Raw genomic sequence first — 25,271 nt, 5'->3', positions numbered from 1 at the left:
TGCGGCCAGTCTACTGGGACGCCATCCCGATCGAACCGGGGGTGGCCTGCCCCCGCGCGCGCTTCTCCAGCGGCACCACCTTGCCCGTGGAGTTGCCGAAGGCGGCGCGCAGGGCCTCGTCGATCGAGGTGACCTCCACCACCTTGATGCCCTCGACCCGCGCGTCCCTCCCCGCGCCGGCGGGGATGATCGCGCGCTCGAACCCCAGCCGGGCCGCCTCGGCGAGCCGGCGTCCGATGGCCGACACCCGGCGCACCTCGCCCGACAGGCCCACCTCGCCGATGGCGAGCAGGCGTCCCACCGGCTCCTCGTCCCGCAGCGCGGAGGCCACCGCGATCGCCAGCGCGAGGTCGGCGGCCGGGTCGCTCAGGCGCACCCCGCCGACGGTCGAGGCGTACACGTCGCGCGTGTGCAGCTTGTGCCCGGCCCGGCGCTGCAGCACCGCCAGCGTCAGGGTGACCCGCGCGTTCTCGAGCCCGTGGGTCATGCGGCGCGGCTGCTGGAGGCTGGTCGGCACGACGAGGGCCTGCACCTCGGCGACGAGGGGGCGCCGCCCCTCGAGGCTGACCGTGACGCACGTGCCCGCCGTGGGCCCCGTGCTCGAGGTGAACAGCCCCGACGGGTCGGGCACCTCGCGGATGCCGGACTCGGTCATCTCGAAGCAGCCCACCTCGTCGGCCGGGCCGTAGCGGTTCTTGGTGGCCCGCACCATGCGGAACCCGCCGTGCCGCTCGCCCTCGAAGCTGAGCACGACGTCGACGAGGTGCTCCAGCGTCCGCGGGCCGGCGAGCGCGCCGTCCTTCGTCACGTGGCCGATGATCAGCACCGCCATGCCGCGGCGCTTCGCCGTGCGCACGAGCGCGTTGGTCACCTCGCGGACCTGCGCGACCCCGCCGGCGACCCCCTCGGTGCCCTGCGCCTGCACCGTCTGCACCGAGTCGAGCACCAGCAGGCTCGGGGAGTGCTCCTCGATGTGGCCCAGGACCACCCCGAGGCCGGACTCGGCCGCCAGGAACAGCTCGTCGTGCAGGGCGCCGGTGCGGTCGGCCCGCAGGCGCACCTGGGCAGCCGACTCCTCCGCCGTCACGTACAGCGTGCGCCGGCCCGTCGCGGCCCACCGGGCCGCGACCTCGAGCAGCAGCGTCGACTTGCCCACGCCCGGCTCGCCGCCGAGCAGCACCACCGCGCCCGGCACCAGCCCGTCACCCAGCACGCGGTCGAGCTCGCCGATCCCCGTCCGGACGCCCCGGGCGGCGGACGCCTCCACCTCCGTGATGCGCAGCGCCGGCTGGGACGGGCGCTGCGACGCCACCGCGCGCGCACCCTGGGTCTGCCCCTCGGACAGGCTGCCCCAGGCCTGGCACTGCCCGCAGCGGCCCACCCAGCGGCCGGTCGTCCAGCCGCACTCGGTGCAGCGGTAGCTCGTGGTGGTCTTGGCCATGCCCCCAACCTAGGGCCCCGGGCAGACAAAACCGGACGCCGCGGCCTCCGGTCGTCGTCGGCGAGCGTCAGATGGTGACGATGCCGTTGGGGCAGCGGAACGTGACCGCCTCGATGCCCGGGTTGCCGTTGGGGGAGTTGAAGCTGAGCGCGACGCCGTCGAACACGGGGCCGAGGTCCTCGCCGACCCACTCCGAGACGCGCTCCGGCGAGCCGGACAGGCGGATCTCCAGCAGCTCCACCGGCTCGGGCGGGAGGGCGGACGGGCGGAGCTCCGGGTCGCTGCTCCACTTCACGAAGAAGGGGAGCTGCGGGTCGGCCATGAGGCCCTTGATGCCGATCTGCTGCCAGTCGAGGCGGCGCCCGTCGGGGAACTGCCGGGTGCCGTCGACGGCCTGGCGCTCGAGGCGGGCCTCCAGCGGCGACATGTCGTCGACCTCCAGCACCCACGCCAGCCAGCCACCACCCAGCTCGGTCCGTGCCCGGACGGCCTGGCCGAAGATCGCCTTCTCGGCGGCCGGGTGCTCCAGCACCTCGACGACCTCGATGTAGCGGCCGTCGGCCATGGTGAGGATGTTGTTGCGGGTGCCGAACCTCGGGTGGAAGCCGCCATCGCGGAACTCCACGCCCAAGGTCTCCTCGAGGCGGCCGACCGCAGCGGCGAGGCCGTCCGGCCCGGCGGCGAACGAGAGATTCGACAGGCGCATGACAGCATTCAAACCCATCGCCGACCGACGCGCCAATCGAGGGCGAAACCCCCAGTCGCAGTGGGTATCACGATATCGAGAAAATTTCACCAACAGGGGGTCGCTGGTGCGTGTCAGGTAAGGCATGCCTATGCTGTGACGGTGAGTGGGAACCCAGCCTGGCCCGGACCGGAGGCCGGTCGCACGCCCAGGGTTGGCCTGTCGACCTCGTCGGTGTACCCCGAGTCCACGGCCAGCTGCTTCGAGCTGGCGAGCCGGTTGGGCTACGACGGCGTCGAGGTGATGGTCGGCATCGACCCGGTGAGCCGCGACGTGGACGCCCTCGTGCAGCTGCGCGAGTACCACGGCGTCGACGTCCTCTCGATCCACGCCCCGACCCTGCTGGTCACGCAGGGCACGTGGGGCAACGACCCGTGGGAGAAGCTCGAGCGCTCGGCTCTCGCCGCCCACCGGCTCGGGGCCGACTCGGTCGTCGTGCACCCGCCGTTCCGCTGGCAGCGCTCCTACGCGCAGGGGTTCATCGAGGGGGTCCGCCGCCTCGAGCGCACCACGGGCATCATCTTCGCGGTCGAGAACATGTTCCCCTGGCGCGGCCCCCGCGGCACCGAGGTGCGCGCCTACTCGCCGGGGTGGGACCCGACGGAGCGCGACTACGACCACCTCACCCTCGACCTGTCGCACGCGTCGACGTCGAAGCAGAGGTCGCTCGACCTGGTCGACGCCTGGGGCGAGCGCCTGACCCACGTGCACCTCACCGACGGCGACGGCTCGATCGCCGACCCCCACCTGTTCCCGGGCGAGGGTGACCAGGACGCGCACAAGGTGCTCGCCACGCTCGCCGCCCGCGGGTTCGCCGGCCACGTCGTCCTCGAGCTGAACACCCGCTCGATCGGGTCCCGCTCGGCCCGTGAGGAGGCCCTGGCCCGCGCCCTCGTGTGGAGCCGCGAGGCGCTGACCGTCCCGGTGGTGCGGTGAGCTCGGCCGCACCCGCGGCGTCCCCGGCACGCCCCCTGACCGAGGTGCTGCTGGTGCTGGGCGTCTCGCTGGGCCAGAGCGCGGTCTACTCGCTGCTGTCGATCATCGAGAAGCTGACCCGCGACGTCCCGCTCAACCAGCAGACCACGTCGATGAACAACTCGGTCACGCCCGACCGCAGCTGGCTCGACCTGGCCTACCAGCTGGCCGGCATCGCCTTCCCGCTCGTGCCGATGCTGCTCTCGCTGTACCTGCTCAGGCTCACCGGTGACCGGGCGGGGATCGGCTTCGACCTGCGGCGTCCGGGCTTCGACCTGGGCCGCGGCTTCCTGGCCGCGGCGGTCATCGGCATCCCCGGCCTGGCCTTCTACTTCGCCGCGCGCGAGCTCGGCTTCAACACCAACGTGGCCCCGGCCAACCTGGCCGCGAACTGGTGGACGATCCCGGTCCTGGTCGGCTACTCGCTGATGAACGGCCTGCTGGAGGAGGTCGTCATGCTCGGCTTCGTCCTGAAGCGGTTCGAGCAGATGCGGATGGGCCCGTGGGTCGCCATCGCCGTGAGCGCGGTGATCCGCGGGGCGTACCACCTGTACCAGGGCTTCGGCGGCTTCGTGGGCAACATCGTGATGGGCCTGGTCTTCGGCTGGATGTACAGGCGCTGGGGCCGCGTGATGCCGCTCGTGGTGGCGCACGTCATCCTCGACCTGGTCAGCTTCATCGGCTACGCCCTCGTCGCGCCGTACACCGACTGGTTCTGACCGAGGCAACACCGTGGGACGCCTCGCGGCGGCCCGGGGGCCCCGCCGTAGGATGGCCCCCATGCGTGTTGGAGTCTTCGGTGCGACCGGTCAGGTCGGTCAGGTCATGCGTGCCCTCCTGGAGGAGCGCGACTTCCCCCTCGACGAGGTGCGGTTCTTCAGCTCGGCCAAGTCGGCCGGCAGGACCATCCCGTTCAAGGGCAAGGACGTGACCGTCGAGGACACCGCCACCGCCGACCTCAGCGGCCTCGACATCGCCCTGATGTCGGCCGGCGCCACCATGTCGCGCGAGTACGCCCCGAAGGTCGCCGCGCTCGGCGCGACCGTCGTCGACAACTCGTCGGCCTGGCGCAAGGACGACGACGTGCCGCTGGTCGTCAGCGAGGTCAACCCCGAGGACGCGATCAACCCGCCCAAGGGCATCATCGCCAACCCGAACTGCACCACGATGGCCGCGATGCCGGTCATCAAGCCGCTGCACGACGCCGCCGGCCTGACGCGCCTCACGGTGGCCACCTACCAGGCCGTCTCCGGCTCGGGCGTCAAGGGCGTCGAGGCGCTGGCCGACCAGGTCGCCGCCATCGAGGACCCGCGCCCGCTGGCGCTGGACGGCTCGGCCGTCGAGGCCGGCGACACCGCCCCCTACGTGGCGCCGATCGCCTACAACGTGGTCGCCATCGCCGGCTCGATCGTCGCCGACGGCTCCGGCGAGACCGACGAGGAGCAGAAGCTCCGCAACGAGTCCCGCAAGATCCTGCACCTGCCCGAGCTGCTGGTGTCCGGCACCTGCGTGCGCGTCCCGGTTTTCTCCGGCCACAGCCTGGCCGTGCACGCCGAGTTCGAGCGCGACATCACCCCCGAGCAGGCGACCGAGCTGCTGGCCAACGCCCCGGGCGTCCAGCTGGCCGAGGTGCCCCAGCCGCGGGTGGCGGCCGGCGCCGACGACGTGTTCGTGGGCCGCATCCGCCAGGACCAGGGCGTCCCCGGCAAGCGCGGCCTCGTGCTCTTCCTGAGCGGCGACAACCTCCGCAAGGGCGCCGCGCTCAACGCGATCCAGGTCGCCGAGATCCTGGCCGGCCGCAAGTGAGCCACACCGCCCTCATCGGCACCGGCGTGATGGGGGAGACCCTGCTCGCCGGGCTGCTGCGCGCCGGGTGGGCGCCCACCTCGATCGTGGGGGCCGACCGCCGCGAGTCCCGCCGGCAGGAGCTGGAGGGGCGCTACGGTGTCCGGTGCGTGGAGTCGCCCGCCGACGCCGTCGACGGGGCCGACACGGTGCTGCTGGTCGTCAAGCCCCAGGACGTCGCCGACCTGCTGCCCGCCATCGCCCCGCACCTGGCCGAGGGCGCGCTGCTCGTGTCGCTGTGCGCCGGCGTCACCACCGCCCAGCTCGAGGCGGGACTGCCCGAGGGCACCCCCGTCGTCCGGGTCATGCCGAACACGCCCGCCCAGGTCTCCGAGGGCATGGCCGCGGTCTCCGCGGGCGTCCACGCCGCCGAGGTCGACCTCGAAAAGGCCGTCCACATCATGGAGGCGGTCGGGCAGGCGGTGGTCGTCCCCGAGAAGTACCAGGACGCCGTGACCGCCATCTCCGGCTCCGGCCCGGCCTACCTGTTCTTCGTCGTGGAGGCAATGATCGACGCCGGCGTCATGCTCGGCCTGCCCCGCGACATCTCCACCAAGCTGGTCAACCAGACGATGTTCGGGTCGGCCAAGCTGCTGGTGGAGTCCGAGCAGCACCCCAACCTGCTCCGCGAGATGGTCACCTCGCCGGCCGGCACCACCGCCGCGGCGCTGCGCCACCTCGAGGAACGCTCGGTCAAGGCCGCCTTCATGGCCGCCATGGAGGCCGCGCGCGACCGCTCGGCCGAACTGGGCCGCGGCTGAGCCACCGTTTGGCCGGTACCGGCACAGCGAGTAGGATGCTGTCCTTGCGGGCCCCGTGCGGGCGCGCACACCATCAAGAGTTCCCCGCCTCCAAGGTTTGGGGGCGTGCAGAGGAGAAACACACGTGGGTTCGGTCATCAAGAAGCGTCGCAAGCGGATGGCGAAGAAGAAGCACCGCAAGCTGCTGAAGAAGACGCGTATCCAGCGCCGCCGCGCTGGCAAGTGATCTTCGGCGGCCCATGACGCTTCCGGGCACCCGCGTGGTGGTCCTGACCCGTCAGGGGTGCCACCTCTGCGACGACGCGATCGCAGTCATCGAGACGGTCTGCCGGGAACGCGATGTTCCTTGGCAGGCCGTCGACGTCGATTCCGACCCCGAGCTCCGGGCGCAGTACACCGACCACGTGCCGGTCACCTTCGTCGACGGGGTGCAGCACGCCCAGTGGTTCCTCGACGCCGACCGCTTCGCCGCCGCGCTTGCCTGAGCGCCTATCCTTGCCACCATGCAGCCCACGATCGTCCACGTCTGCCGTCACGGACAGGTGCAGAATCCTGAGCACATCCTGTACGGCCGCGCCCCCGGCTACGGGCTGAGCGACCTGGGCCGGCAGATGGCCGAGCGGCTGGGCGAGTACTTCGCCGAGACCCCGCTCGACAGGCTCTACGTCTCGCCGCTGCAGCGCGCCAAGGAGACCCTGGCGCCGATCGCCGCCCGCCACCCCGACCTCGACATCACCGAGGAGCCGCGGGTCATCGAGGCGGCCAACCACTTCGAGGGCCGCAACTTCGGCCGCTACAACCAGAAGCTGCTCAACCCGGCCAACTGGTGGCACTTCCGCAACCCGATGCGGCCGAGCTGGGGCGAGCCCTACCGGCTGATCGCGGCCCGCATGCGCGCCGCGCTGGGCGACATGGCGGCGTCCGTGCCCCAGGGCGGGCAGGCGCTCGTCGTGGCCCACCAGCTGCCCATCTACATCGCCCGCCTGGACGCCGAGGGTCGCGGTTTCGTGCACAACCCCGCCAACCGCCAGTGCCGCCTCGCGTCGGTGACGAGCTTCCACTACCTGGACGGCCGCGTGGTCAAGGTCGAGTACGCCGAGCCGTGCGCCGACCTGTACCCGGTCAGCCAGAAGATGTTCCGGCCCGGGATGTGAGGCGGGTGGCCCACCGACGACACCCGTCCGCGCGGCTCGTGGCCGCGCTCGCGGCGTCCGTCCTCCTGGCCGGGTGCGCGTCCGGCCCGAGCGCCGAGGGCGGCTTCGTGGGCGGGGACGGGTCGCTGACCGTCGTGCCCGTCGCCGAGCGTGAGGCCGCCCCGCAGGTCACCGGCGAGCTGCTCGGCGGTGGGTCCTTCGACTCGGCCGAGCACGCCGGCAAGGTCATCGTCTACAACGTGTGGGGCTCCTGGTGCGCGCCCTGCCGCAAGGAGGCCCCCGCCCTCGAGGCGGCCGCGCAGGCCACCGCCGACAGGGCGCAGTTCGTCGGCATCAACACCCGCGACCTCTCGCAGGAGCCGGCCCTCGCGTTCACCCGCGCCTTCGGGGTGACGTTCCCCAGCGTGTTCGACCCCGACGGCCGCGAGCTGCTCAAGTTCGGCACCCAGTTGCCGCCGAGCGCGATCCCCAGCACGATCGTGGTGGACGCCGAGGGCCGCGTCGCCGCCCGCGTCCTGGGCGAGACCACCGAGGCCACGATCCGCGGCCTGGTCGACGACGTGGCGGCCGGGAAGTGACGCCCCTCGACCTCGGTGACTGGTTCGCGGCCGCGGCCGGCGGCTCCATGCTGCTGGCCCTGCCCGTCGCGGTCGTCGCCGGGGTCGTCTCCTTCTTCTCCCCGTGCGTGCTGCCCCTGCTGCCGGGCTACCTGTCGTACGCGACCGGGCTCGCGGCGTCCGACGTCGCCCGCGCGGATGGCCACCGTGGCCGCATCCTGCTGGGCACCAGCCTGTTCGTGGCCGGGTTCGCGCTCGTGTTCGTCTCGACGGGGGCCCTGTTCGGCGGCCTCGGCAGCCTGCTGTTCACGTGGAGCCGCGCGATCTCGATCGCGATCGGCATCGTCGCCATCGCGCTGGGCCTGGTCTTCGCCGGGGTGATCCGGTTCGGGCAGGGCACCTGGCGCGTCGGCGGCGGCACCGCCCCGGCGGTCGGGCTGGCCGCCGCGCCCCTGCTCGGCATCGTGTTCGGCGTGGGCTGGACGCCCTGCATCGGCCCGACCCTGTCGGTGGTGCTGACGCTGGCGCTCAACGAGGGCACCGCCCTGCGCGGCGCCGTGCTCGCGCTGGCCTACGCGCTGGGCCTGGGCGTCCCGTTCCTCGTGGCGGGGCTGGCCTTCGACCGGTTCGCGGGCACCATGGAGTGGGTGAGGCGCCACCAGGGGCTGCTGCAGAAGCTGGGCGGCGGCGTGATGGTGGCCGTGGGCGTCCTGCTCGTCACCGGCCTGTGGGACCACCTCATGGGCATCGTCCGGCAGTGGGTCTCGGCGTACGGGGTGTTGATCTGATGGCGTTGGTGAGGTTGTTCTGGGCGCAGCTCACGTCGATGCGCACGGCGTTGATCCTGCTGCTCGTGCTCGCCCTCGTGGCGATCCCCGGCTCGCTGCTCCCGCAGCGTCCGGTCGCGCCGATCCGCGTCAACGACTGGAAGACCGCCAACCCGGCCGTCGCCGACCTGTACGAGGCCCTGGGCCTGTTCGACGTCTACGGCTCCCCGTGGTTCGCCGCGGTCTACCTGCTGCTCACCGTGTCACTCATCGGCTGCATCGTTCCCCGCATCCAGGTCTACGCCAAGGCCCTGCGCCAGCCGCCGCCCCGCACGCCCAAGGTGCTCGGACGCCTCCCCGCCAGCGTCGCGGGCACCTCGGCCCTCTCGGCCGACGAGGCGCTGACCGCCGCCGAGGGCGTCCTGAAGGCCAAGCGGTTCCGCACCCGGCGCGACGGGGACTCCGTGGCCGCTGAGCGCGGCTACCTGCGCGAGTTCGGCAACATCCTGTTCCACCTCAGCTTCGCCCTCATGCTCGTCGGCGTCGCGTGGAACACCCTGTGGGCCTACAAGGGCGAGGTCATCGTCGTCGAGGGCCAGGCGTTCAGCAACAGCCTCACCCAGTACGACGACTTCAGCGCCGGCGGCGCGTTCCGCCCGGCGAACCTCCAGCCCTTCACGATCTGGGTCGACTCCTTCACCGCCAAGTTCGAGACCGGCGAGGTCCAGCGCGGCGCCGCGCGAGTGTTCGAGGCCGACGTGCGGGTCGCCCACGGCGACGGCTCCACCGAGACCGCCCGCATCGAGGTCAACCACCCGCTCGTGGTCGACGGCACGCAGGTGCACCTGATCGGCCACGGCTACGCGCCGGTGGTCACCGTGACCGACGCCCAGGGCAACACGGCCTACTCGGGCCCGGTGGTGTTCCTGCCCCAGGACGGCAACTTCACCTCGCTCGGGGTGATCAAGGCCCCCGACGCCCGGCCCAACTACCTGGGCTTCGAGGGCTTCTTCCTGCCCACCGCCATCGTCGACGAGATGGGGCCGCGCTCGGTGTTCCCGGACGCCCTCGCCCCCGAACTGTTCGTCAACGTGTGGACCGGCCCGGTCCGCGAGGAGACCGGACGCCCCGAGAGCGTGTACTCCCTCACCAAGGACGGCCTGGAGCAGATGCGGACGCCCGACGGCAACGTCGTGACCTTCCGGATCGCGCCCGGCCAGGTCATCGACCTGCCCGACGGGTCCAGCCTGTCGTTCGACGACTGGCGGCGCTGGACGAAGCTCCAGGTCTCCAACGAGCCCGGCCTGTGGCTCGTGATCGGCTCGGTGCTGCTCTCGGTGCTGGGCATGATGCTGAGCATGTACGTGCGTCCGCGACGCCTGTGGCTACGGGCGACGGAGACCGCCGATGGACTCCGGGTCGAGGCCGGCGGCCTCGATCGGGCAGAATCATCGGTGGGACTGGCCGACGACGTGGCCGAACTCGCGGCGTCCGCCGGACTGGCCGATGCAGCCCTGACCCAGGAGGTGGCCCCATGACCGAGGCGTACTCGAGCCTGCCGATGGTGTTGTCAGCGGTGATCTACCTGCTGGCGATGACCGCCCACGCGATCGAGTGGGCCTCCGCCCGCAAGCCGGCCACCGACCGCGAGCAGGTGCTCGTCGGGGCCGGCGGGCCCGAGGTGGCCGCCCCCGCCGTGAACGAGTACCGGGTGAGCCTGTTCGGCCGCATCGGCGTCGCGCTGACCGTCGTCGGCGCCGGTTCGCACATCGCCGGCGTCGTCCTGCGCGGGCTGGCGGCGGGCCGCTGGCCGTGGGGCAACATGTACGAGTTCATCACCAGCTCGCTCGCGTTCGCCGTGGTGTTCTACCTCGTGCTCGTGTGGCGCCGCGGCTGGTCGTGGCTGGGCCTGCCCGTCACCCTGCTGCTGTCGGTGGGCCAGGGGCTGGCCGTGACCGTCTTCTACGTCGCGATCGCCCCGCTCGTGCCAGCCCTGCACTCGGTGTGGTTCATCATCCACATCGTCGCCGCCGCCATCGCCGGCGCCGCCTTCAACGTGGGCGCGATCGCCGCGATCCTCTACCTGATCCGCGACCGGGCCGAGCGCAAGGGAGCGGTCGGCGGCTACCTCGCCCGCCTGCCCAAGGCCGCCGCGCTCGACGACTTCTCGTTCCGCGTGCACCGCTTCGCCTTCCCGCTGTGGACGTTCACGATCCTCGCCGGCGCCGTCTGGGCCGACTACGCGTGGGGCCGCTTCTGGGGCTGGGACCCGAAGGAGACCTGGTCGCTGGTGACCTGGGTCGTCTACGCCGCCTACCTGCACGCCCGCGTGACCGCCGGCTGGAAGGGCACCCGCGCCGCCTGGCTCGCCGTGCTCGGCGTGGTGACGTTCTGGTTCAACTTCATCGGCGTCAACCTGCTGACCGTCGGCCTGCACAGCTACGCCGGCATCTGACCGCGGGGTCGCGCGGCGATCTGGGAGACTGAACGCCGTGCGTACCTTCGACCTGATCGTCATCGGCTCCGGCTCCGGCAACTCCATCGTCGACGAGCGCTTCGCCGACTGGGACGTGGCCCTGATCGACGACGGCGCCCGCTTCGGCGGCACCTGCCTCAACTACGGCTGCATCCCCACCAAGATGTTCGTGCTGCCCGCCGACCACCTGCGCGCGCCCGGCGCCGCCGCCGCGATCGGTGTGGACGCCCCGCAGCCGACGGCCGACTGGGCGACGGTCCGCGACCGCATCTTCGGGCGGATCGACCCCATCTCCACCGGGGGCGAGGCGTGGCGGGCGCAGGCGTCCAACGTCACCCTGTACCGCGACACCGCGCGCTTCGTGGCCGAACGCGAGCTCGAGGTCGCCGGCGAGCGGATCACCGCCCCCCTGATCGTGATCGCAGCCGGCTCGCGCTGCACCTCGCCGGCCTCGATCGAGGGCCTCGACGAGGCCTGGTCGTCGGGCCGGGTGCACAACTCCGACACCATCATGCGGATCGACGACGTCCCGCGCCGGCTGGCCATCATCGGCGGCGGCTTCATCGCCGCCGAGTTCGCCCACGTGTTCAGCGCCTTCGGGTCGCAGGTGACGGTGGTCGTGCGCGGCGACCGGATGCTGCGCCACGAGGACGAGGAGATCTCCCGGCGCTACACCGAGGCCGCGGGCCGCGACGTGAACCTTCTCCTGGGCCACGCCACCCGCCGCGTGGAGACCGGTGAGGATGGCGTCCGCGTGCACGTCAGCGACAGCTCGGGGGCCGAGCGGGTGGTCGAGGCCGACGTCCTGCTCGTGGCCACCGGACGCCGCCCCAACAGCGACCGGCTGGACGTGCGTGCCGGCGGCATCGCGCTGGACGAGGCCGGCTTCGTGCTGGTCGACGCCTGGCAGCGGACCTCGGTCGAGGGCGTGTACGCGCTCGGGGACGTGTCCTCGCCGTGGATGCTCAAGCACGTCGCCAACCACGAGGCCCGCGTCGTGCAGCACAACCTGCTCAACCCCGACGCACCGATCACGGCGAACCACGCCGCGATCCCGCACGCCGTGTTCGGGCACCCGCAGGTGGCCTCGGTGGGCATGACCGAGGCCGAGGCGCTCGCCTGTGGCGAGCAGGTCGCCGTCGCCGTGCAGGAGTACTCCACGACCGCCTACGGCTGGGCGATGGAGGACACCGCCAGCTGCGTGAAGCTCGTCGCAGACCGCGAGACCGGCCTGCTCCTGGGCGGGCACATCATCGGGCCGCAGGCGTCCACGCTGATCCAGCCCGTGATCCAGGCCATGGCCACCGGGCTCACCGTGCAGCAGATGGCGCGCGGGCAGTACTGGATCCACCCGGCGCTGACCGAGGTCGTCGAGAACGCGTTGCTCTCGCTCGGGATCGACAAGTGAGGCACCGCGGCCTGGCCGCCGGCGTCCTCGCCCTGGCACTCGTCGGGTGCGCCCAGGTGCAGCCCGGGACGACGCCGACGCCGACGGGGTCGGTCGACAGCCCGACGGCCGGGGTGACCGCCGGGCCCACGCCCACGGCGTCCGCCACGGCGGAGACGCCGTCCCCGTCCGCGACCGCCGGCGTGACGACGTGCGCCGACCTGGCCGGCTCCCTCGACCTGCGCGAGCAGGCCGCCCAGCTCGTGATGGTCGGCGTCCACGGGGAGGTCGACGCCGCGGAGGCGGCCGCGCTGGAGGAGTACGGGTTCGGGTCGGCGATCCTGATGGGCAACACCACCCACGGCGTCGCCGGCACCAAGCAGCGCACCGACGCCGTCCAGGCGGCGGGCAAGGGCCAGGTGCTCGTCGCCGTGGACCAGGAGGGAGGGCTCGTCCGCCGCCTGAAGGGGCCCGGGTTCACCGACATGCCCTCGGCGGCCGAGCAGGCGAAGCTGGACCCGGCGGAGCTGTCGGCGGCCGCGCAGACGTGGGGCGCGGAGATGGCGAAGGCCGGCGTCCACCTCGACTTCGCGCCCGTCGCCGACGTGGTGCCCGCCGCCAAGGTCGGGACGAACGAGCCGATCGGCAAGATCGGCCGCGGCTACGGCACCACCCCCGAGCAGGTGGCCGCCAACGTGGAGGCCGTGGTGACCGGGTTCCAGCGCGGCGGGATCGCGGCCTCGGTCAAGCACTTCCCGAACCTGGGCGAGGTGGTCGGCAACACCGACTTCGCCACGAAGGTCGTCGACGACGTGACGACCCGGGACGCCGCCTCGCTCGAGCCCTACCGGCGCGCGATCGCCGCCGGGGTCGAGACCGTCATGGTCGCGACCGCGTGGTACCCCCTCATCGACGCGGACGCCCCGGCCGCCTTCAGCCCCGCCGTGCTGTCGATCCTGCGCGACGACCTGGGGTACACCGGCGTGATCGCCAGCGACGACCTCGGCGTGGCCAAGGCCGTGGCCGACGTGCCGGCCCGGGAGCGGGCCGTCCGGTTCGTGCGGGCGGGTGGGGACCTGGCGGTGGCCGTCGACGTGGCCCCCGCGGAGGCGATGGTGGACGGGCTCGCGGCGGCCGCCGCCGACGACGCGGACCTGGCGGCCCGGGTGGCCGAGTCCGCCGGCCGGGTGCTCGCCCTGAAGTCGCAGTTCGGCCTGGCCTCCTGCGAGGTCGTGGTCGGTTAGCCCTCGACGCGCAACTGGCCCTGGATCTGGCGTGCCGTCTGCAGCAGGTCGGGCCGGCTGTCGGGGATCGACGCGTAGTAGATGCTGGACGACTCGGGCGCGGTCGCCACGATCATGATGATCGCCGTCTCGCCCGTCTCCTGCAGGCCGGGGATCTCGAAGGTGAGGTGCATCTCGACCAGCCAGGCGTCGTGCCCGTCGACGGTCGTGGCCTGGTTGACCCGGTCGGTGCGGCCGATCTCGGCGTCGCCGTAGAACACGCCCAGGACGCAGCGCGTGACGATCTCGGCGCCCTGCTCGGGGGAGAAGAAGCCGTCACCGGCGACCAGCTCGCCGACCACGAGGGAGGCGACCCAGCTCGAGCCGCGGCCGTCGTAGTTCGACTCGAGCATCACGTCCTGGCCGAAGACGTCGCGGCCGAACGGCACGCGGGTCTCCTCCTTGACCACGCCCCACGGCTCGCCGAGCTGCGGATAGGAGAGCTTGCCGCCCTGGACCCGGCCGGGCGGGTTCACGTGCGGGGCGGGGGAGACGTCGACGGCGCTGCGGCGCGGGCACAGGTCGGCCGTCGGGTTGGACGCCGGCTGCTCGCCCCCCAGCGGGCCCAGCCGGCCGCCGCCGAGGAGGAAGAGGGACCCGACGACGAGGCCGACCAGTAGGACGGCGACGGCGGCCAGGGCCAGGATCGGGCCCGGCCCGGAGCGGCGCCGGGTGTCGTAGGACGAGTAGTCGTAGGGGGCCTGCGGGTGCGGCTGGGTGCCGTCCTGCATGGGCAACGCGCCGGGGCCGGTGGGCGCCGCGAACGGCTGCATCGGGTCCGCCTGCGGCGGGCCGGCGTACGGGTTGGCCGTGAGCTGCGGCGTCCACTGCATGCCGTCCCACCACCGGAACATGCCCTGCTGGCCGCCGGGGTCGGGGTACCACCCTGCCTTGCTCATGGGTCGAGTCTAGATGGGGTGCCTGACCCCCGAACGGGGACCGCCCGGATGGGTGCCATGGCACCCATCCGGGAGGTCCCCGTTCAGGGGTCGCTCACGTTGCCTGTGGATCACGGTCGCGGCGCACCCTCGCTGCGCCACGATGGAGCACATGGACACCCCCACCCCATCCAGCAACCGTTCCCGCGCCGAGAGAGCAGCGGCGTCCCGGGCCGAACGCGAGCGACGCCAACGCTTGGCCGAGGACCTCGCCCAACCCCACGACGGCGTGGTGACCCGCGCGATGCTCCACGCCGCGGGGTTGACCCGCGGCCAGGTGCGCAGCGAGGTCGAGCGGGGGGCGTGGCACGCGATCGGGCGACACACGATCAGCGTGTGCGGCGCGGAGGCCGGGGAACGCGCCCGCTGGTGGTGGGCCTTGTGGGAATCGGGCGAGCGGGCGGTGCTCGACGGTGCCACCGCACTGTTGGCAGCCGGGCTCAAGGGGTGGACCGAGCCGACCATCCACGTGTCAGTGCCCAACAGCGCGAGCGTGCGCCCGCTGGTGGGCGTTCGCCACCATCGGCCGCGCTCGCTCGGCCGCGTGGTCGAGGCCGGCCTGCGGCGCACAGCCCCCGAGGTGGCGGTCATCCGGGCTGCGCACTGGGCGTCCAGCGACCGTGCGGCGGCCACCCTGATCGCGATGACGGTGCAACAGCGGCTGCTGCTGACGGGGACGCTGATGGGGGCGTGGGCCGACGTGAAGGTGTCGCAGCGGCGGACTCTGCTCCGTGGGGTCATCGCGGATGTCTGCGATGGCGCCCACTCGCTGTCGGAGCTGGACTTCGCGCGCATGTGTCGTGAACGCGGCATCCCGGAACCGACGCGCCAGGCAGTGCGCGCAGGCGCGAACGGACGGGTGTACTTGGATGTGCTGTGGGAGGACCTCGGCGTCCACGTTGAGATCCAGGGCGCTCAGCACGCCCAGGGGCTCGCCGGAATCGACGACGCACTGCGCAGCAACCAGCTCCAGTTGCGCAAGGCGGTGAAGACCAGCCTGCAGGTTCCCGTGCTGGGGCTCCGCCTGCGTCCCGATGACTTCATGGCGCAGGTGGCGGAGGCGCTTGCGGCGGCCTCCAGGGAGTCGGCTGCCTGAGCGACCCCCGAACGGGGACCGTCCGGATGGGTGCCATGGCACTCATCCGGGCGGTCCCGAACGACAGGTCGGACGGTCAGCCGAAGCGACCGGTGATGTAGTCCTCGGTCGCCTTCACCTGCGGGGTGGAGAAGATCTTCTCGGTGGTGTCCATCTCGATCAGCTTGCCGGGCTGGCCGGTGCCGGCGATGTTGAAGAACGCCGTGGTGTCGGAGACGCGGGCGGCCTGCTGCATGTTGTGGGTCACGATGACGATCGTGTAGTTGGCCTTCAGCTCCTGGATCAGGTCCTCGATGGCCAGCGTCGAGATCGGGTCGAGGGCCGAGCAGGGCTCGTCCATGAGCAGCACGTCGGGCTGCATGGCGATGGCGCGGGCGATGCACAGGCGCTGCTGCTGGCCACCGGAGAGGCCGGAACCGGGCAGGTCGAGGCGGTTCTTGACCTCCTCCCACAGGTTGGCGCCGCGCAGGGCCTTCTCGGCGGTCTCGTCCAGCTCGCTCTTCGAGGCGCGCTTGTTGTTCAGCTTGAGGCCGGCGAGCACGTTCTCCTTGATCGACATCGTGGGGAACGGGTTCGGGCGCTGGAAGACCATGCCGATCTGGCGGCGCACGTTCACCGGGTCGACGCCGGGGCCGTAGAGGTCCTCGCCGTCGAGCAGGATGCGCCCGTCGACGTAGGCGCCGGGGATGACCTCGTGCATGCGGTTCAGCGAGCGCAGGAACGTCGACTTGCCACAGCCCGACGGGCCGATGAACGCCGTCACCGCGCGGGGCTCGATCACCATGGAGACGTCCTCGACGGCCTTGAACTTGCCGTAGTAGATGTCGAGGTTCTTCGCTTCGATTCGCTTGGACATGGGTGGTTCGTGTCTCCTTGGTTAGCGGCCGGCCTTGGGGGCGAACCGCTTGGCAATGATACGGCCGACGAGGTTCAGCGTCATGACGATGAGGATCAGGGTGAGGGCACCGGCCCAGGCGCGGTCCACGTACGCCTCCTGGGGCACGCTGCGGTACGCGTACTGCCCGTAGACGAACGTGGGCAGCGTCATCATCGGGCCCTGGAAGAAGTTGTTGTTGATGCTCTGGGTGAAGCCCGAGGCGATCATCAGCGGGGCGGTCTCGCCGATGATGCGGGCGATGGCCAGGATCACGCCGGACACGATGCCCGAGATGGCGGTCGGCAGGACGATCTTCAGGATCGTGCGCCACTTCGGGACGCCCAGGGCGTAGGACGCCTCGCGCAGCTCGTTCGGCACGATGCGGAGGAGCTCCTCACACGAGCGGACCACGACGGGGATCATCAGCACCGACAGGGCGATGGAGCCGGCGAAGCCGCTGACGAAGCCCGGGCGGAAGACCAGGCCCATGAGCGCGTAGGCGAACAGGCCGGCGACGATGGAGGGCACGCCGGTCATGACGTCGACGAAGAAGGTGATGCCGCGGGCCAGCGCCTTGCCCTGCCCGTACTCGGACAGGTAGATGGCGGTGAGCAGGCCGATCGGCACCGAGATCAGGGTGGCGACGCCGGTGATGGCCAGGGTGCCGTAGATGGCGTGGATCGCGCCGCCGCCCTCACCGACGATGTTGCGCATCGACCAGGTGAAGAACTGGCCGTCGAACCGGTTCAGGCCGGCCCGCAGGGTCGAGATCGCGACCCAGAGCAGCGGGATCAGGGCCAGGAGGAAGGCGCCGACGACGAAGCCCTGCATGAGGCGGTCGGCGGCCTTGCGGAGGCCCTCGATGCTGGCCGAGGCCACGTAGATCGCGACTTGGTGGAGCACGAACGCGAAGAAGGCGGCCAGGCCGGGGTTGAAGGAGCCCAGCAGGACGGTGGCCAGGCCGCCGACGACGACCGCGGTCGCCGCGATGGCGGGCGTGGCCCAGCGGGGCAGCTGCCCTGCGGTGAGCGAGTTCGAGGCCCGGGAGGGCGTGAGCGTGGCGGTCATCAGTTGGCTCCTGAGAAGGCGGCACGGCGGGCGACGATCCAGCGGGCGACCATGTTCACGGCCAGGGTGATGACGAACAGCACCAGGCCGGCGGCGATGAGCTGGTTGACCGCGATGCCGGAGGACTCGGGGAAGTCGAGGGCGATGCGGGCCGCGATCGAGATCGGGTTCTGCTGGGTGAGCATCTCGAGCTTGATCACGTTGGCGCCGGACAGGACCATGGCGACCGCCATGGTCTCGCCCAGGGCGCGGCCCAGGCCCAGCATGATCGCCGAGACGATGCCGGCGCGGGCGAAGGGGAACACGGCCATCCGGACCATCTCCCAGCGCGTGGCACCGAGGGCCAGGGCGGCCTCCTCGTGCAACTTCGGCGTCTGGAGGAAGACCTCGCGGCACAGCGACGTGATGATCGGCAGGATCATGACCGCGAGCACGAGCGAGGTGGTCAGCAGGGTGCGGCCGGTGCCGGAGGCGGGCCCGGCGAAGATCGGGATCCAGCCCAGGTAGGTGGTCAGCCACGCGTGCAGGGGCTGGAGTGCGCCGGCCAGGGCGATGCCGCCCCACAGGCCGTAGACGACCGACGGCACGGCGGCCAGCAGGTCGATCACGTAGCCGAGGGTCGCGGCCAGGCGCCGGGGCGCGTAGTGGGAGATGAACAGGGCGATGCCGATCGCGACGGGCACGGCGAAGACGAGCGCCCAGAACGACGACCAGACGGTGCCGAAGGCGAGCGGGATGACCCAGGACCAGAACTCGCCGAACCCGCGCTCCTCGAGCTCGGCCGGGGTGGCCACCAGTGCAGGGAACGCCATCGCGAGCAGGAACGTCGCGACGGCGCCGAGGATGACGAAGATCAGCACACCGGCTCCCGTGGACAGGCCCTTGAAGACCCGGTCGCCGACGCGCGGCTTGCTGGGGACCAGTGACGACCCGGACGGTGCCGGTCGTTCGACGGTTGTACTCATGGGCCTTCCCGAGATGTCGTGGTGCGTGGGTGGTGAGCCGCTCCGCGGAAGGGCCCGCCCGGGTCCGAGACCTGGGCGGGCCCAACCTTGGGTTCAGTCAAGCAGCAATCACTTGATCGAGTCGATGGCGGCCTTGATGTTGGCCTCCATCTCGGACGACAGCGGGGCGTTGCCGGCCTTGGCCGAGGCGGCCTTCTGGCCCTCGTTCGAGGTCACGTAGGAGAGGTACTCCTTGACGAGCGCACCCTGGGCGGCGTCCTTGTACTCCTCGCACACCATCGCGTAGGCGACCAGCGCGATCGGGTACTGGTCCTCGGCCTTGCGGTCGAGCTTCAGCGCCCAGTCGTGCTCGCCGCGGCCCTCGACCTTGGAGGCGTTGTCGACCAGCTTGGCGGCAGCCTCGGCCTCGGGGCCGAAGTGCTGGTCGCCGACCTTGACCTGGACGTGGTCGAGGTCGGGGGCCTGGCCGGCGTCGGCGTAGCCGATGGTGTTGGTGCCGGACTTCACGGCGTCGACGACACCGGAGGTGCCCTTGGCGGCCTCACCGACGTAGGCGGTCGGCCAGTCGCCGGACGCGTCCTCGGTCCACACCTCGGGGGCGACCTGGGCGAGGTAGTCGGTGAAGTTCTCGGTGGTGCCCGAGTTGTCGGAGCGGTGCACGGCGGTGATGTTCGCGTCGGGGAGGGTCTTGCCCTCGTTGAGCGCGGTGATGGCCGGGTCGTTCCACTTGGTGATCTTGCCGGAGAAGATGCCGGCGATCGTGGCGGCGTCGAGCTGCAGGTCCGTGACGCCCTCGACCTTGTAGATCACGGCGATCGGGGAGATGAAGACGGGCAGGTTCAGGGCGTTGGAGGTGTCGGCGCAGGTGGCGAAGTTGCCGGCGCCCATCTCCTCGTCCTTGAAGGCGCGGTCGGAGCCGGCGAAGTCGGCGGCGCCGGCCTTGAAGGCGTCGCGACCCGCGCCGGAGCCGTCGGGGGAGTAGTTGACGGTGACGCCCGGGTTGGCGGTCTGGAACTCGGCGATCCAGGTGGTCTGGGCAGCGTTCATCGAGGACGCACCCTTGCCCGTGAGCGTGCCGGAGAGCGCGGAGCCGGCCGCGGTGGACGTGCCACCGGCGGTGTCGGCCGGGGCGGCGGCGGGCTCGTTGGCGGCGCCGCAACCGGTCAGGACGAGAGCGGAGGCGGTGAGGATGGCGAGCGGGGCGCCGATCTTCGAGAGCTTCAAGGTTCTTCCTTCGTACGAGCGTTCGGGGGTGACCCCCGAGTGACTGGTCAGATCCAATCTCCGTCAGCGACGGTAAGGAGCCGTCATGACGAGATTCGATCGCGAAGATGAACGGTCGGTGAACGAGTCGTCTCGATCAGGACAAGAAGTCCCGTCGCACCCGGCCACAGGCTCGTCGAGGCGGTAACGAACCCCTTCGGGACGCCGCGGCAACCGATGGCAACCGGCTCAGACGCGGGGCCGGTGGTACTCGTGGGCGATGTGCCGGCCCTCGGCGTCCAGGTGGACGACGATCACCGCGCCGGTCTGCATCGGGCGGGGTTCGACGCCGAGTGCGGTCAGCATGTCGGGCAGGATGGGCCGGTGCCCGCACACGGCCATGGGCGCCTTCTCCTCGACCGACTCGGTGGCCAGCCGCTTCATGAGCTGCCGGACGCCCTTCGCGTTGTGCTCGCCGATCTCCTCGGTGAGCACCTGCCAGCCGTCCACGTCCATCCGCTGCTGCTTGGCGAACGGCTGCAGGGTCTGCACGCACCGCGTCGAGGTGCTGGACGCCAGCGCCGCCACCCCGAACGACTCGAACAGCGGGACCAGGCGCTTGGCCTGCTTGCGCCCGCGCGCGGTGATCGGGCGGGCCTGGTCGCGCCCGGACCAGTTCTTGCGGTCCATCGCCTTGCTGTGGCGCACCACGAGGAACGCCGTGCTCGGCTGCCGGTACTCCAGCGCCTTGCGCACGACCTCCTTCTCGTCGTCGTAGGTCATCCGCTCCAGCGCGTTGGCCGGGCTGAGCCAGGCGACCTTGTCGACCTCCTTGTCGGGCTTGCGCTTGCTGGCCTCGATCGGTTCGGCGCGCCAGTAGTGCACGACCTTCGTGCCGCCGCCGACGGGGTAGCTGATCGCCCCCAGCGGCTCGCGCAGCACGACGCGCACCCCGGACTCCTCGTGGGTCTCCCGCACCGCCGCGACCGCCTCGTACTCGTCGGGGTCGAGGTGGCCCTTGGGGAGGGTCCAGTCGTTGTACGCGGGCCGGTGGACGAGCAGCACGTGCGGCTCCTTGCCCGGCCGGTGGCGGATGGTGACGGTACCGGCGGCGACGGTGAACTTGCGCTGCTTGGGCATCAGCGGGCCTCCGCCCGGCGGGCGTGGAGGCTGCTGATCAGGTGCTCCTGGAGGTCCAGCAAGGCTTCCCCGTCCTCGTCGGTCGTGCGCATGGTCCACGTGCTGTCGTGCAGCCACCACGAGGCGGTGCCCGGGTCGAAGGCGAGGTCGAACAGCTCCCGCACTCGGCGTTCGTGGCGCTCGTGCGGCAGCGGGACCAGGACCTCGACGCGGCGGTCGAGGTTGCGGTGCATCATGTCGGCGCTGCCGAGGCCGACGTGGGGCGTCCCGCCGCCGGCGAACCAGAACAGCCGGCTGTGCTCGAGGAACCGGCCCAGGATCGACCGGACCCGGATGTTCTCACTCAGGCCCTCCACACCGGGGCGGACCGTGCAGATGCCGCGCACCCAGATGTCGACCGGGACGCCGGCCTGCGACGCACGGTAGAGGGCGTCCACGATGGCCTCGTCGACGATCGAGTTGACCTTGATCCGGATCCCGGCCGGGCGGCCGGCGCGGGCGTGCTCGACCTCCTGGGCGATCTGCTCCAGCAGGCCCTTCCGGACACCGTGGGGGGCGACCAGGAGGCGGCGGTACGCCCGGTCCTGGGTCATGCCGGACAGCGCGTTGAACACCCTGCCGACGTCCTCGGTGATGATCGGGTTCGAGGTGAGCAGGCCCATGTCCTCGTAGATGCGGGCGGTCTTGGGGTTGTAGTTGCCGGTGCCGATGTGGGCGTAGCGCTTGAGGCCCTCGGGCTCGTCGCGCACGACCAGGCACAGCTTGGCGTGGGTCTTCAGCCCCAGCAGGCCGTAGACGACGTGGCAGCCGGCCCGCTCGAGCTTGCGCGCCCAGCGGATGTTGGCCTGCTCGTCGAAGCGGGCCATGATCTCGACGACCACGAGCACCTGCTTGCCGGCCTCGGCGGCTTCGACGAGGGCGTCCACGATCGGGGAGTCGCCCGAGGTGCGGTAGAGCGTCTGCTTGATCGCGAGCACGGCCGGATCGGCGGCCGCCTGCTCGACGAACCGCTGCACCGAGGTGGCGAAGCTGTCGTAGGGGTGCTGCAGCAGCACGTCGCGGTCGTGCAGGGCCTTGAACATGTCGGCCGGCTGGGCCGTCTCGACCTCGGCGAGGTCGGGGTGCGTCTTGGGCAGGAAGTTCGGGTACTCCAGGTCGCTGCGGTCGGCGGTGCCGGCGATCTGGAACAGGCCGGTGAGGTCGAGCGGTGCCGGCAGGTGGAAGACCTCGGACGCCGACACGTCGAGCTCGCTGACGAGCACGTCGAGGATCTCGGCGGGGATGCCGCGTTGGACCTCCAGTCGCACCGGCGGGCGGCCGAGCTTGCGGCGCAGCAGCTCCTTCTCGAGGGCGACCAGGATGTTCTCGGCATCGTCCTCCTCGACCTCGAGGTCCTGGTTGCGGGTGACCCGGAAGGTCGTCCAGCCGAGCAGCTCCATGCCGCCGAACAGGGTGCCGAGCTGGTGGCCGATGATCTCCTCGATCGGCAGGTACCGGTCGTCGGCCAACTGCGTGAAGCGGGGCACGTTCGTCGGCACCTTGATCCGGGCGAACTGGCGGTGGCCGTTGGCGGGGTTGCGCACCAGGACGGCGATGTTGACCGAGAGACCGGAGATGTAGGGGAACGGGTGCGCCGGGTCGACGGCGAGCGGGGTCAGGATCGGGTAGATCCGCTCCTCGAACAGCTTGGCCATGGCCTCGTGCTCGGCGTCCGTCAGGTCGTCCCACCCCACGATGCGGACGCCCTCCTCGGCCAGCGCCGGGCGCACCTCGTCGGTGAAGACGCGGGACTGCTCGTCGGTCAGCTCCCGGACCCGGGCGAGGATCATCTCGTGCAGTTCCCGCGGCAGGATGCCGGAGGCGCCCGGGAGGGCCAGCTCGGCGGCGATGCGCCGCTTCAGGCCGGCGACGCGCACCATGAAGTACTCGTCCAGGTTCGAGCTGAAGATCGCCAGGAACCGCGCCCGTTCGAGCAGGGGGACGCGCGTGGTGTCCCGGGCCAGGTCGAGCACCCGGTTGTTGAAGTCGAGCCAGCTCAACTCCCGGTCGTGGTACCGGCCCTCCGGCAGGGCAGCTTCGTCGACGGGCATGCTCACGGGGGCCATTCAACCAGCCGCCGGGCGGTACAGGGTGTCGGTGTGGACCACACGGAAACCGCTGCGCTCGTACAGTGCCACGGCGGGGGCGTTGCCCGCGTCGACGTAGAGGATCACCCGGGAGTTGCCGCCCGCGGCCAGGTGGGCCAGGCCCGCGTCGAGCAGGACGCCGCCCAGACCGCGGCCGCCGGCGCGGGGGTGGACGCCGAGGACGTAGACCTCCCCGGTGACGTCGTCGTGCCGCTTGGTCCAGTGGAAGCCGACCACGCCCTCGGCGTCCTCGGCCAGGATCAGGCCCGCCGGGTCCCACCACGCCTCGGCCTGCCGGTTGGCGAGGTCCGCGGCCGAGAAGTGGCCCTGTTCGGGGTGGTCGGCGAAGGCCGCGGCGTTGACCGCGAGGAAGGCGTCGGCGTCCGCGTCGGTGAAGGGCCGCAGGCGGACACCCTCGGGCACCTCCCGCGGCACGGCGTCCGTGAGCTCGCGTTCCATGATGTGGAGCCCGCGCCCGGGGACCATGCCCGCCGAGGCGGCGAAGCGCTGGGCGCCGTGCAGGTCGCCGAACGCCCACACGGCGGGCTCGGGCACGTCGGCGAGGAGCGCGGCGAAGAGCGAGGTGCCGTGGCCGGAGCGCCGGTGGTCGGGGTGCACGACCAACTGGCCGGTTGCGTTGGCCGGCTGCCACTGGGCGTAGCCGACGACCGTGTCGCCGTCGCGGGCCACCCAGTGCAGGGCGTCGGGACGCCCGAGCTGGAGGCGGGCCTCCTCGTTGAGGGGCGCCACCGTGTCGGCGGCCTCGGCCGCGGCGCACAGGTCCAGCACGCGCGCGTGCTGGGCCGGGGTCAGGCTGCTGAGGGGCTCCACGGGACCACCCTAGTCGTCCGGCCCCCCGAGCACGCCGGGGTTCGGGGCGGCCTCGGGCGCGGCACCCTCGGACGCCGCGGGCACGGCCCCGTCGCCCTGGGGCATCTCTGCCTTGGGGTCGGACTGCGGGGCCTTCGACCGCTCGTTGGCCTGCGGCGCCTCGGATCGCGGGTTGGCCGGTGACGTCTCGACCGTCGGCCCCTCGGGGCGCGGCTTCCCCTGCGGGGCCTGGCTGTGGGGGTTGGCGCGCGGGTCGCCCGGGGTCGGGTTGGCCTGGGGCGCCCGGGACCTGGGGTTGGACTCCTTCTCGTCCTTCACCTTGTCCTTGGGCTCGTCCTTGTCCTGCTTGTCCTTGGCGTCCTGTTCCGGCTCCGGCTCGACGTCGGTGCCCGGGGCGGGCGTCCACTCCGTGTCGGGTCGGGAGTCGGGCCCCGTGGCGTCGGTGCCGGGTGCGGTGCGTGTGGGCAGGACGACCACGAGGGAGGAGACCGGCTCGTCCTGGCCGCCGCCGGCCGGCGATGCCGGCGCGGGGGAGGGCGCCTGCTCGGGGGCGAGCGGCGCGGGCACCCCGTCCAGGGTCGGTCCGAGGCCGAACGACCGCGCGTAGCTGCGCGCCTCGGCGATGGCCCGCTCGACGGCGTCGTGCACGTGGTCGGCGGCCGGGGAGGCCATCAGGCCGCCGGCGATGCCGGCCACGATGCAGGAGGTGATGATCCGCCGGGCAGTCCGCGCGCCGGGGACGGGCTTGGGTGCCTCGGGGGGAGCGCCGGGCGAGGGCGCGCCGGGCTCGTCGGGGGTGCCCTCGTCGAGGTCGGGCAGGAGGCCCAGCAGTTCGGCGGAGGGGGTGGGGGCCGGACCGTCCCCCAGCGCGGCCAACCGCGCGAGGAGGGCCTCGGTCGCCTCCGGGGTGCCGGGTGCGGGTTCGGTCATGACACTCCTTCCGTCGCGTCGTCCCCGAGGGGGGAATGGTCCAGGAAGCCACGCAGGGTGGCCAGGGCCCGTGCCTGCAAGCGTGACACGGTGGTCTTCGAGCGGCCCAGCGCCTCGGCGGTACCCGCCAGGTCGAGGTCTGCGACGTAGCGCAGCGTCAGGACCGCTCGCTCGTCCTCCGGCAGGAGGTCGAGCAGGGCGGTGACCTCACCCTCGCCGGTCGACGCCAGCGCCGCCGCCTCCGCCGAGGGGGCAGAACGCGGGTCTGACTCGGGCGTGTAGGTGGTGCCGCCCTTGCGGACGGCCGCCTTCCGCCGGTCGTCGACCATGCGGGCGTGGGCCATGCTGAACGCGAGCGAGCGCAGGCCCGCCCACCCGCCGCTGATGGGGGCCTCCCGGCCGATCAGTGCCACGAACACGTCACTGGTCAGCCCCTCGGGATCGCCCGCGCCGGCCACCCGCAGGTACGCGTGGATGCGACCGGAGAGTTCCCGCCACACCTGGGCCCAGGCGGAGCGGTCGCCCCCCGAGGCCCGTTCGGCCAGGGCGTCGAGTTCGGCGGTGGGATCGACGGCGTCGACGAACGGCTGGTGCGCCGCATGCGTGTCCGAGACCCCCTCCACCTGACCAGAGTAGAGGACCGTCCGTACTAGTCATCCACGCCTTCCACGCTTCAGCCCCCTGCCTCGGCCGTCTCGGGGGACGG

At 71.9% G+C, this 25,271-nt stretch carries 26 protein-coding genes; 14 read left to right on the top strand and 12 right to left on the bottom strand.

Translation table 11 applies throughout. From position 1 onward, the window contains the following. Nucleotides 1–10 precede the first annotated feature (10 nt). Together radA and J4N02_RS14155 are read right to left on the bottom strand one after the other, a co-directional pair. A complete protein-coding gene (gene radA, locus J4N02_RS14160) occupies nt 11–1,441 on the bottom strand; it encodes a DNA repair protein RadA (protein ID WP_188333684.1) in 1,431 nt (476 codons plus the stop codon). A 67-nt stretch (nt 1,442–1,508) separates the two neighbouring features. Further along, nucleotides 1,509–2,147 carry a VOC family protein gene (locus J4N02_RS14155; RefSeq protein ID WP_188333683.1) on the bottom strand — a complete coding sequence of 213 codons (639 nt, stop codon included), beginning with the start codon at nt 2,145–2,147 and terminating at the stop codon, nt 1,509–1,511. Nucleotides 2,148–2,288: 141 nt separating this feature from the next. Here J4N02_RS14155 and J4N02_RS14150 point away from each other — a divergent pair, with 141 nt between their 5' ends. The 13 genes from J4N02_RS14150 to J4N02_RS14090 all read left to right on the top strand — a co-directional run bounded on the left by J4N02_RS14150 (nt 2,289) and on the right by J4N02_RS14090 (nt 13,352). After that, the gene (locus tag J4N02_RS14150) at nt 2,289–3,122 is read left to right on the top strand and encodes a sugar phosphate isomerase/epimerase (protein WP_188333682.1); all 834 of its coding nucleotides are present in this window, start codon (nt 2,289–2,291) and stop codon (nt 3,120–3,122) included. Then, nucleotides 3,119–3,880 (top strand): CPBP family intramembrane glutamic endopeptidase, encoded by a 762-nt coding sequence (locus J4N02_RS14145; protein ID WP_208090989.1) that lies wholly within the window; start codon nt 3,119–3,121, stop codon nt 3,878–3,880. The genes J4N02_RS14150 and J4N02_RS14145 overlap by 4 nt, the downstream gene beginning before the upstream one ends. 52 nt (nt 3,881–3,932) lie before the next feature. Further along, entirely contained in the window at nt 3,933–4,967 is a 1,035-nt protein-coding gene (locus tag J4N02_RS14140) for an aspartate-semialdehyde dehydrogenase (protein ID WP_182817728.1), read from the top strand. Beyond that, on the top strand, nt 4,964–5,767 hold the full coding sequence (gene proC / locus J4N02_RS14135) for a pyrroline-5-carboxylate reductase (protein WP_188333681.1): 804 nt from the start codon (nt 4,964–4,966) through the stop codon (nt 5,765–5,767). Before J4N02_RS14140 ends, proC begins: the two co-directional genes overlap by 4 nt. Nucleotides 5,768–5,891: 124 nt before the next feature. Continuing rightward, nucleotides 5,892–5,993 carry a 30S ribosomal protein bS22 gene (locus J4N02_RS14130; protein ID WP_002550589.1) on the top strand — a complete coding sequence of 34 codons (102 nt, stop codon included), beginning with the start codon at nt 5,892–5,894 and terminating at the stop codon, nt 5,991–5,993. 13 nt (nt 5,994–6,006) lie between these two features. Beyond that, nucleotides 6,007–6,252: a glutaredoxin family protein gene (locus J4N02_RS14125; RefSeq protein WP_182817714.1), complete on the top strand. Its 246-nt coding sequence runs from the start codon at nt 6,007–6,009 to the stop codon at nt 6,250–6,252. 18 nt (nt 6,253–6,270) lie between these two features. Beyond that, nucleotides 6,271–6,921 carry a histidine phosphatase family protein gene (locus J4N02_RS14120; RefSeq protein WP_188333680.1) on the top strand — a complete coding sequence of 217 codons (651 nt, stop codon included), beginning with the start codon at nt 6,271–6,273 and terminating at the stop codon, nt 6,919–6,921. A gap of 5 nt (nt 6,922–6,926) precedes the next feature. Further along, complete coding sequence (locus J4N02_RS14115) at nt 6,927–7,499, top strand: TlpA disulfide reductase family protein (RefSeq protein ID WP_188333679.1); 573 nt, start codon at nt 6,927–6,929, stop codon at nt 7,497–7,499. 47 nt (nt 7,500–7,546) lie between these two features. After that, nucleotides 7,547–8,266, top strand: a complete 720-nt coding sequence (locus J4N02_RS14110; protein ID WP_208091248.1) for a cytochrome c biogenesis CcdA family protein — start codon at nt 7,547–7,549, stop codon at nt 8,264–8,266. Then, nucleotides 8,266–9,783 carry a cytochrome c biogenesis protein ResB gene (locus tag J4N02_RS14105; protein WP_220492232.1) on the top strand — a complete coding sequence of 506 codons (1,518 nt, stop codon included), beginning with the start codon at nt 8,266–8,268 and terminating at the stop codon, nt 9,781–9,783. Before J4N02_RS14110 ends, J4N02_RS14105 begins: the two co-directional genes overlap by 1 nt. After that, the gene (gene ccsB, locus J4N02_RS14100; protein WP_188333677.1) at nt 9,780–10,700 is read left to right on the top strand and encodes a c-type cytochrome biogenesis protein CcsB; all 921 of its coding nucleotides are present in this window, start codon (nt 9,780–9,782) and stop codon (nt 10,698–10,700) included. The genes J4N02_RS14105 and ccsB overlap by 4 nt, the downstream gene beginning before the upstream one ends. 37 nt (nt 10,701–10,737) lie before the next feature. Then, nucleotides 10,738–12,129 (top strand): mycothione reductase, encoded by a 1,392-nt coding sequence (locus tag J4N02_RS14095; protein WP_188333676.1) that lies wholly within the window; start codon nt 10,738–10,740, stop codon nt 12,127–12,129. Next, nucleotides 12,126–13,352, top strand: coding sequence for a glycoside hydrolase family 3 protein (locus tag J4N02_RS14090; RefSeq protein WP_188333675.1), 1,227 nt, complete (start codon nt 12,126–12,128; stop codon nt 13,350–13,352). The genes J4N02_RS14095 and J4N02_RS14090 overlap by 4 nt, the downstream gene beginning before the upstream one ends. On the opposite strand, the gene J4N02_RS14085 is transcribed toward J4N02_RS14090, so the two are convergent. After that, a complete protein-coding gene (locus J4N02_RS14085) occupies nt 13,349–14,290 on the bottom strand; it encodes a DUF2510 domain-containing protein (protein WP_188333674.1) in 942 nt (313 codons plus the stop codon). The two genes, J4N02_RS14090 and J4N02_RS14085, sit on opposite strands and share 4 nt — an antisense overlap. A 151-nt stretch (nt 14,291–14,441) precedes the next feature. On the opposite strand from J4N02_RS14085, the gene J4N02_RS14080 reads away from it, so the two are divergent. Then, nucleotides 14,442–15,425, top strand: coding sequence for a hypothetical protein (locus J4N02_RS14080; protein ID WP_208090988.1), 984 nt, complete (start codon nt 14,442–14,444; stop codon nt 15,423–15,425). Between the two features lie 76 nt (nt 15,426–15,501). Here the strand turns inward: J4N02_RS14080 and pstB are convergent, their stop codons facing one another. The 9 genes from pstB to J4N02_RS14035 form a co-directional block, all read right to left on the bottom strand. Next, nucleotides 15,502–16,281: a phosphate ABC transporter ATP-binding protein PstB gene (pstB, locus tag J4N02_RS14075; protein WP_188333673.1), complete on the bottom strand. Its 780-nt coding sequence runs from the start codon at nt 16,279–16,281 to the stop codon at nt 15,502–15,504. 21 nt (nt 16,282–16,302) lie between these two features. Beyond that, a complete protein-coding gene (gene pstA / locus J4N02_RS14070) occupies nt 16,303–17,370 on the bottom strand; it encodes a phosphate ABC transporter permease PstA (RefSeq protein WP_188333672.1) in 1,068 nt (355 codons plus the stop codon). Next, nucleotides 17,370–18,335: a phosphate ABC transporter permease subunit PstC gene (gene pstC / locus J4N02_RS14065; protein WP_182816255.1), complete on the bottom strand. Its 966-nt coding sequence runs from the start codon at nt 18,333–18,335 to the stop codon at nt 17,370–17,372. Before pstC ends, pstA begins: the two co-directional genes overlap by 1 nt. Nucleotides 18,336–18,443: 108 nt before the next feature. Further along, on the bottom strand, nt 18,444–19,559 hold the full coding sequence (pstS, locus tag J4N02_RS14060) for a phosphate ABC transporter substrate-binding protein PstS (RefSeq protein ID WP_188333671.1): 1,116 nt from the start codon (nt 19,557–19,559) through the stop codon (nt 18,444–18,446). 228 nt (nt 19,560–19,787) lie between these two features. Then, nucleotides 19,788–20,678 (bottom strand): NUDIX hydrolase, encoded by an 891-nt coding sequence (locus tag J4N02_RS14055; protein ID WP_188333670.1) that lies wholly within the window; start codon nt 20,676–20,678, stop codon nt 19,788–19,790. Beyond that, nucleotides 20,678–22,783 (bottom strand): RNA degradosome polyphosphate kinase, encoded by a 2,106-nt coding sequence (locus J4N02_RS14050; RefSeq protein ID WP_188333669.1) that lies wholly within the window; start codon nt 22,781–22,783, stop codon nt 20,678–20,680. Before J4N02_RS14050 ends, J4N02_RS14055 begins: the two co-directional genes overlap by 1 nt. Then, nucleotides 22,784–23,635 carry a mycothiol synthase gene (gene mshD, locus J4N02_RS14045; RefSeq protein ID WP_188333668.1) on the bottom strand — a complete coding sequence of 284 codons (852 nt, stop codon included), beginning with the start codon at nt 23,633–23,635 and terminating at the stop codon, nt 22,784–22,786. 9 nt (nt 23,636–23,644) lie between these two features. Beyond that, the gene (locus J4N02_RS14040; protein ID WP_188333667.1) at nt 23,645–24,565 is read right to left on the bottom strand and encodes a hypothetical protein; all 921 of its coding nucleotides are present in this window, start codon (nt 24,563–24,565) and stop codon (nt 23,645–23,647) included. Next, complete coding sequence (locus J4N02_RS14035) at nt 24,562–25,188, bottom strand: RNA polymerase sigma factor (protein WP_188333666.1); 627 nt, start codon at nt 25,186–25,188, stop codon at nt 24,562–24,564. Before J4N02_RS14035 ends, J4N02_RS14040 begins: the two co-directional genes overlap by 4 nt. Nucleotides 25,189–25,271: the final 83 nt, after the last annotated feature.

It is taken from the genome of Propioniciclava sp. MC1595 (assembly GCF_017569205.1).
In the GTDB taxonomy this organism is placed as follows: Bacteria; Actinomycetota; Actinomycetes; order Propionibacteriales; family Propionibacteriaceae; genus Propioniciclava.
The sequence above is the reverse complement of the archived record's forward strand: the minus strand, read 5'-3'. Positions and strand labels throughout refer to the sequence as shown.

Bases quoted from the DNA above. Each gene is read 5' to 3' on its own strand.
- pstC (WP_182816255.1), bottom strand. From the start codon at position 18,335: ATGAGTACAACCGTCGAACGACCGGCACCGTCCGGGTCGTCACTGGTC.
- J4N02_RS14105 (WP_220492232.1), top strand. From the start codon at position 8,266: ATGGCGTTGGTGAGGTTGTTCTGGGCGCAGCTCACGTCGATGCGCACG.
- J4N02_RS14085 (WP_188333674.1), bottom strand. From the start codon at position 14,290: ATGAGCAAGGCAGGGTGGTACCCCGACCCCGGCGGCCAGCAGGGCATG.
- J4N02_RS14080 (WP_208090988.1), top strand. From the start codon at position 14,442: ATGGACACCCCCACCCCATCCAGCAACCGTTCCCGCGCCGAGAGAGCA.
- J4N02_RS14140 (WP_182817728.1), top strand. From the start codon at position 3,933: ATGGCCCCCATGCGTGTTGGAGTCTTCGGTGCGACCGGTCAGGTCGGT.
- J4N02_RS14125 (WP_182817714.1), top strand. From the start codon at position 6,007: ATGACGCTTCCGGGCACCCGCGTGGTGGTCCTGACCCGTCAGGGGTGC.
- radA (WP_188333684.1), bottom strand. From the start codon at position 1,441: ATGGCCAAGACCACCACGAGCTACCGCTGCACCGAGTGCGGCTGGACG.
- ccsB (WP_188333677.1), top strand. From the start codon at position 9,780: ATGACCGAGGCGTACTCGAGCCTGCCGATGGTGTTGTCAGCGGTGATC.
- pstB (WP_188333673.1), bottom strand. From the start codon at position 16,281: ATGTCCAAGCGAATCGAAGCGAAGAACCTCGACATCTACTACGGCAAG.
- pstA (WP_188333672.1), bottom strand. From the start codon at position 17,370: ATGACCGCCACGCTCACGCCCTCCCGGGCCTCGAACTCGCTCACCGCA.
- J4N02_RS14155 (WP_188333683.1), bottom strand. From the start codon at position 2,147: ATGCGCCTGTCGAATCTCTCGTTCGCCGCCGGGCCGGACGGCCTCGCC.
- J4N02_RS14055 (WP_188333670.1), bottom strand. From the start codon at position 20,678: ATGCCCAAGCAGCGCAAGTTCACCGTCGCCGCCGGTACCGTCACCATC.
- J4N02_RS14050 (WP_188333669.1), bottom strand. From the start codon at position 22,783: ATGGCCCCCGTGAGCATGCCCGTCGACGAAGCTGCCCTGCCGGAGGGC.
- J4N02_RS14040 (WP_188333667.1), bottom strand. From the start codon at position 24,565: ATGACCGAACCCGCACCCGGCACCCCGGAGGCGACCGAGGCCCTCCTC.
- J4N02_RS14110 (WP_208091248.1), top strand. From the start codon at position 7,547: ATGCTGCTGGCCCTGCCCGTCGCGGTCGTCGCCGGGGTCGTCTCCTTC.
- J4N02_RS14120 (WP_188333680.1), top strand. From the start codon at position 6,271: ATGCAGCCCACGATCGTCCACGTCTGCCGTCACGGACAGGTGCAGAAT.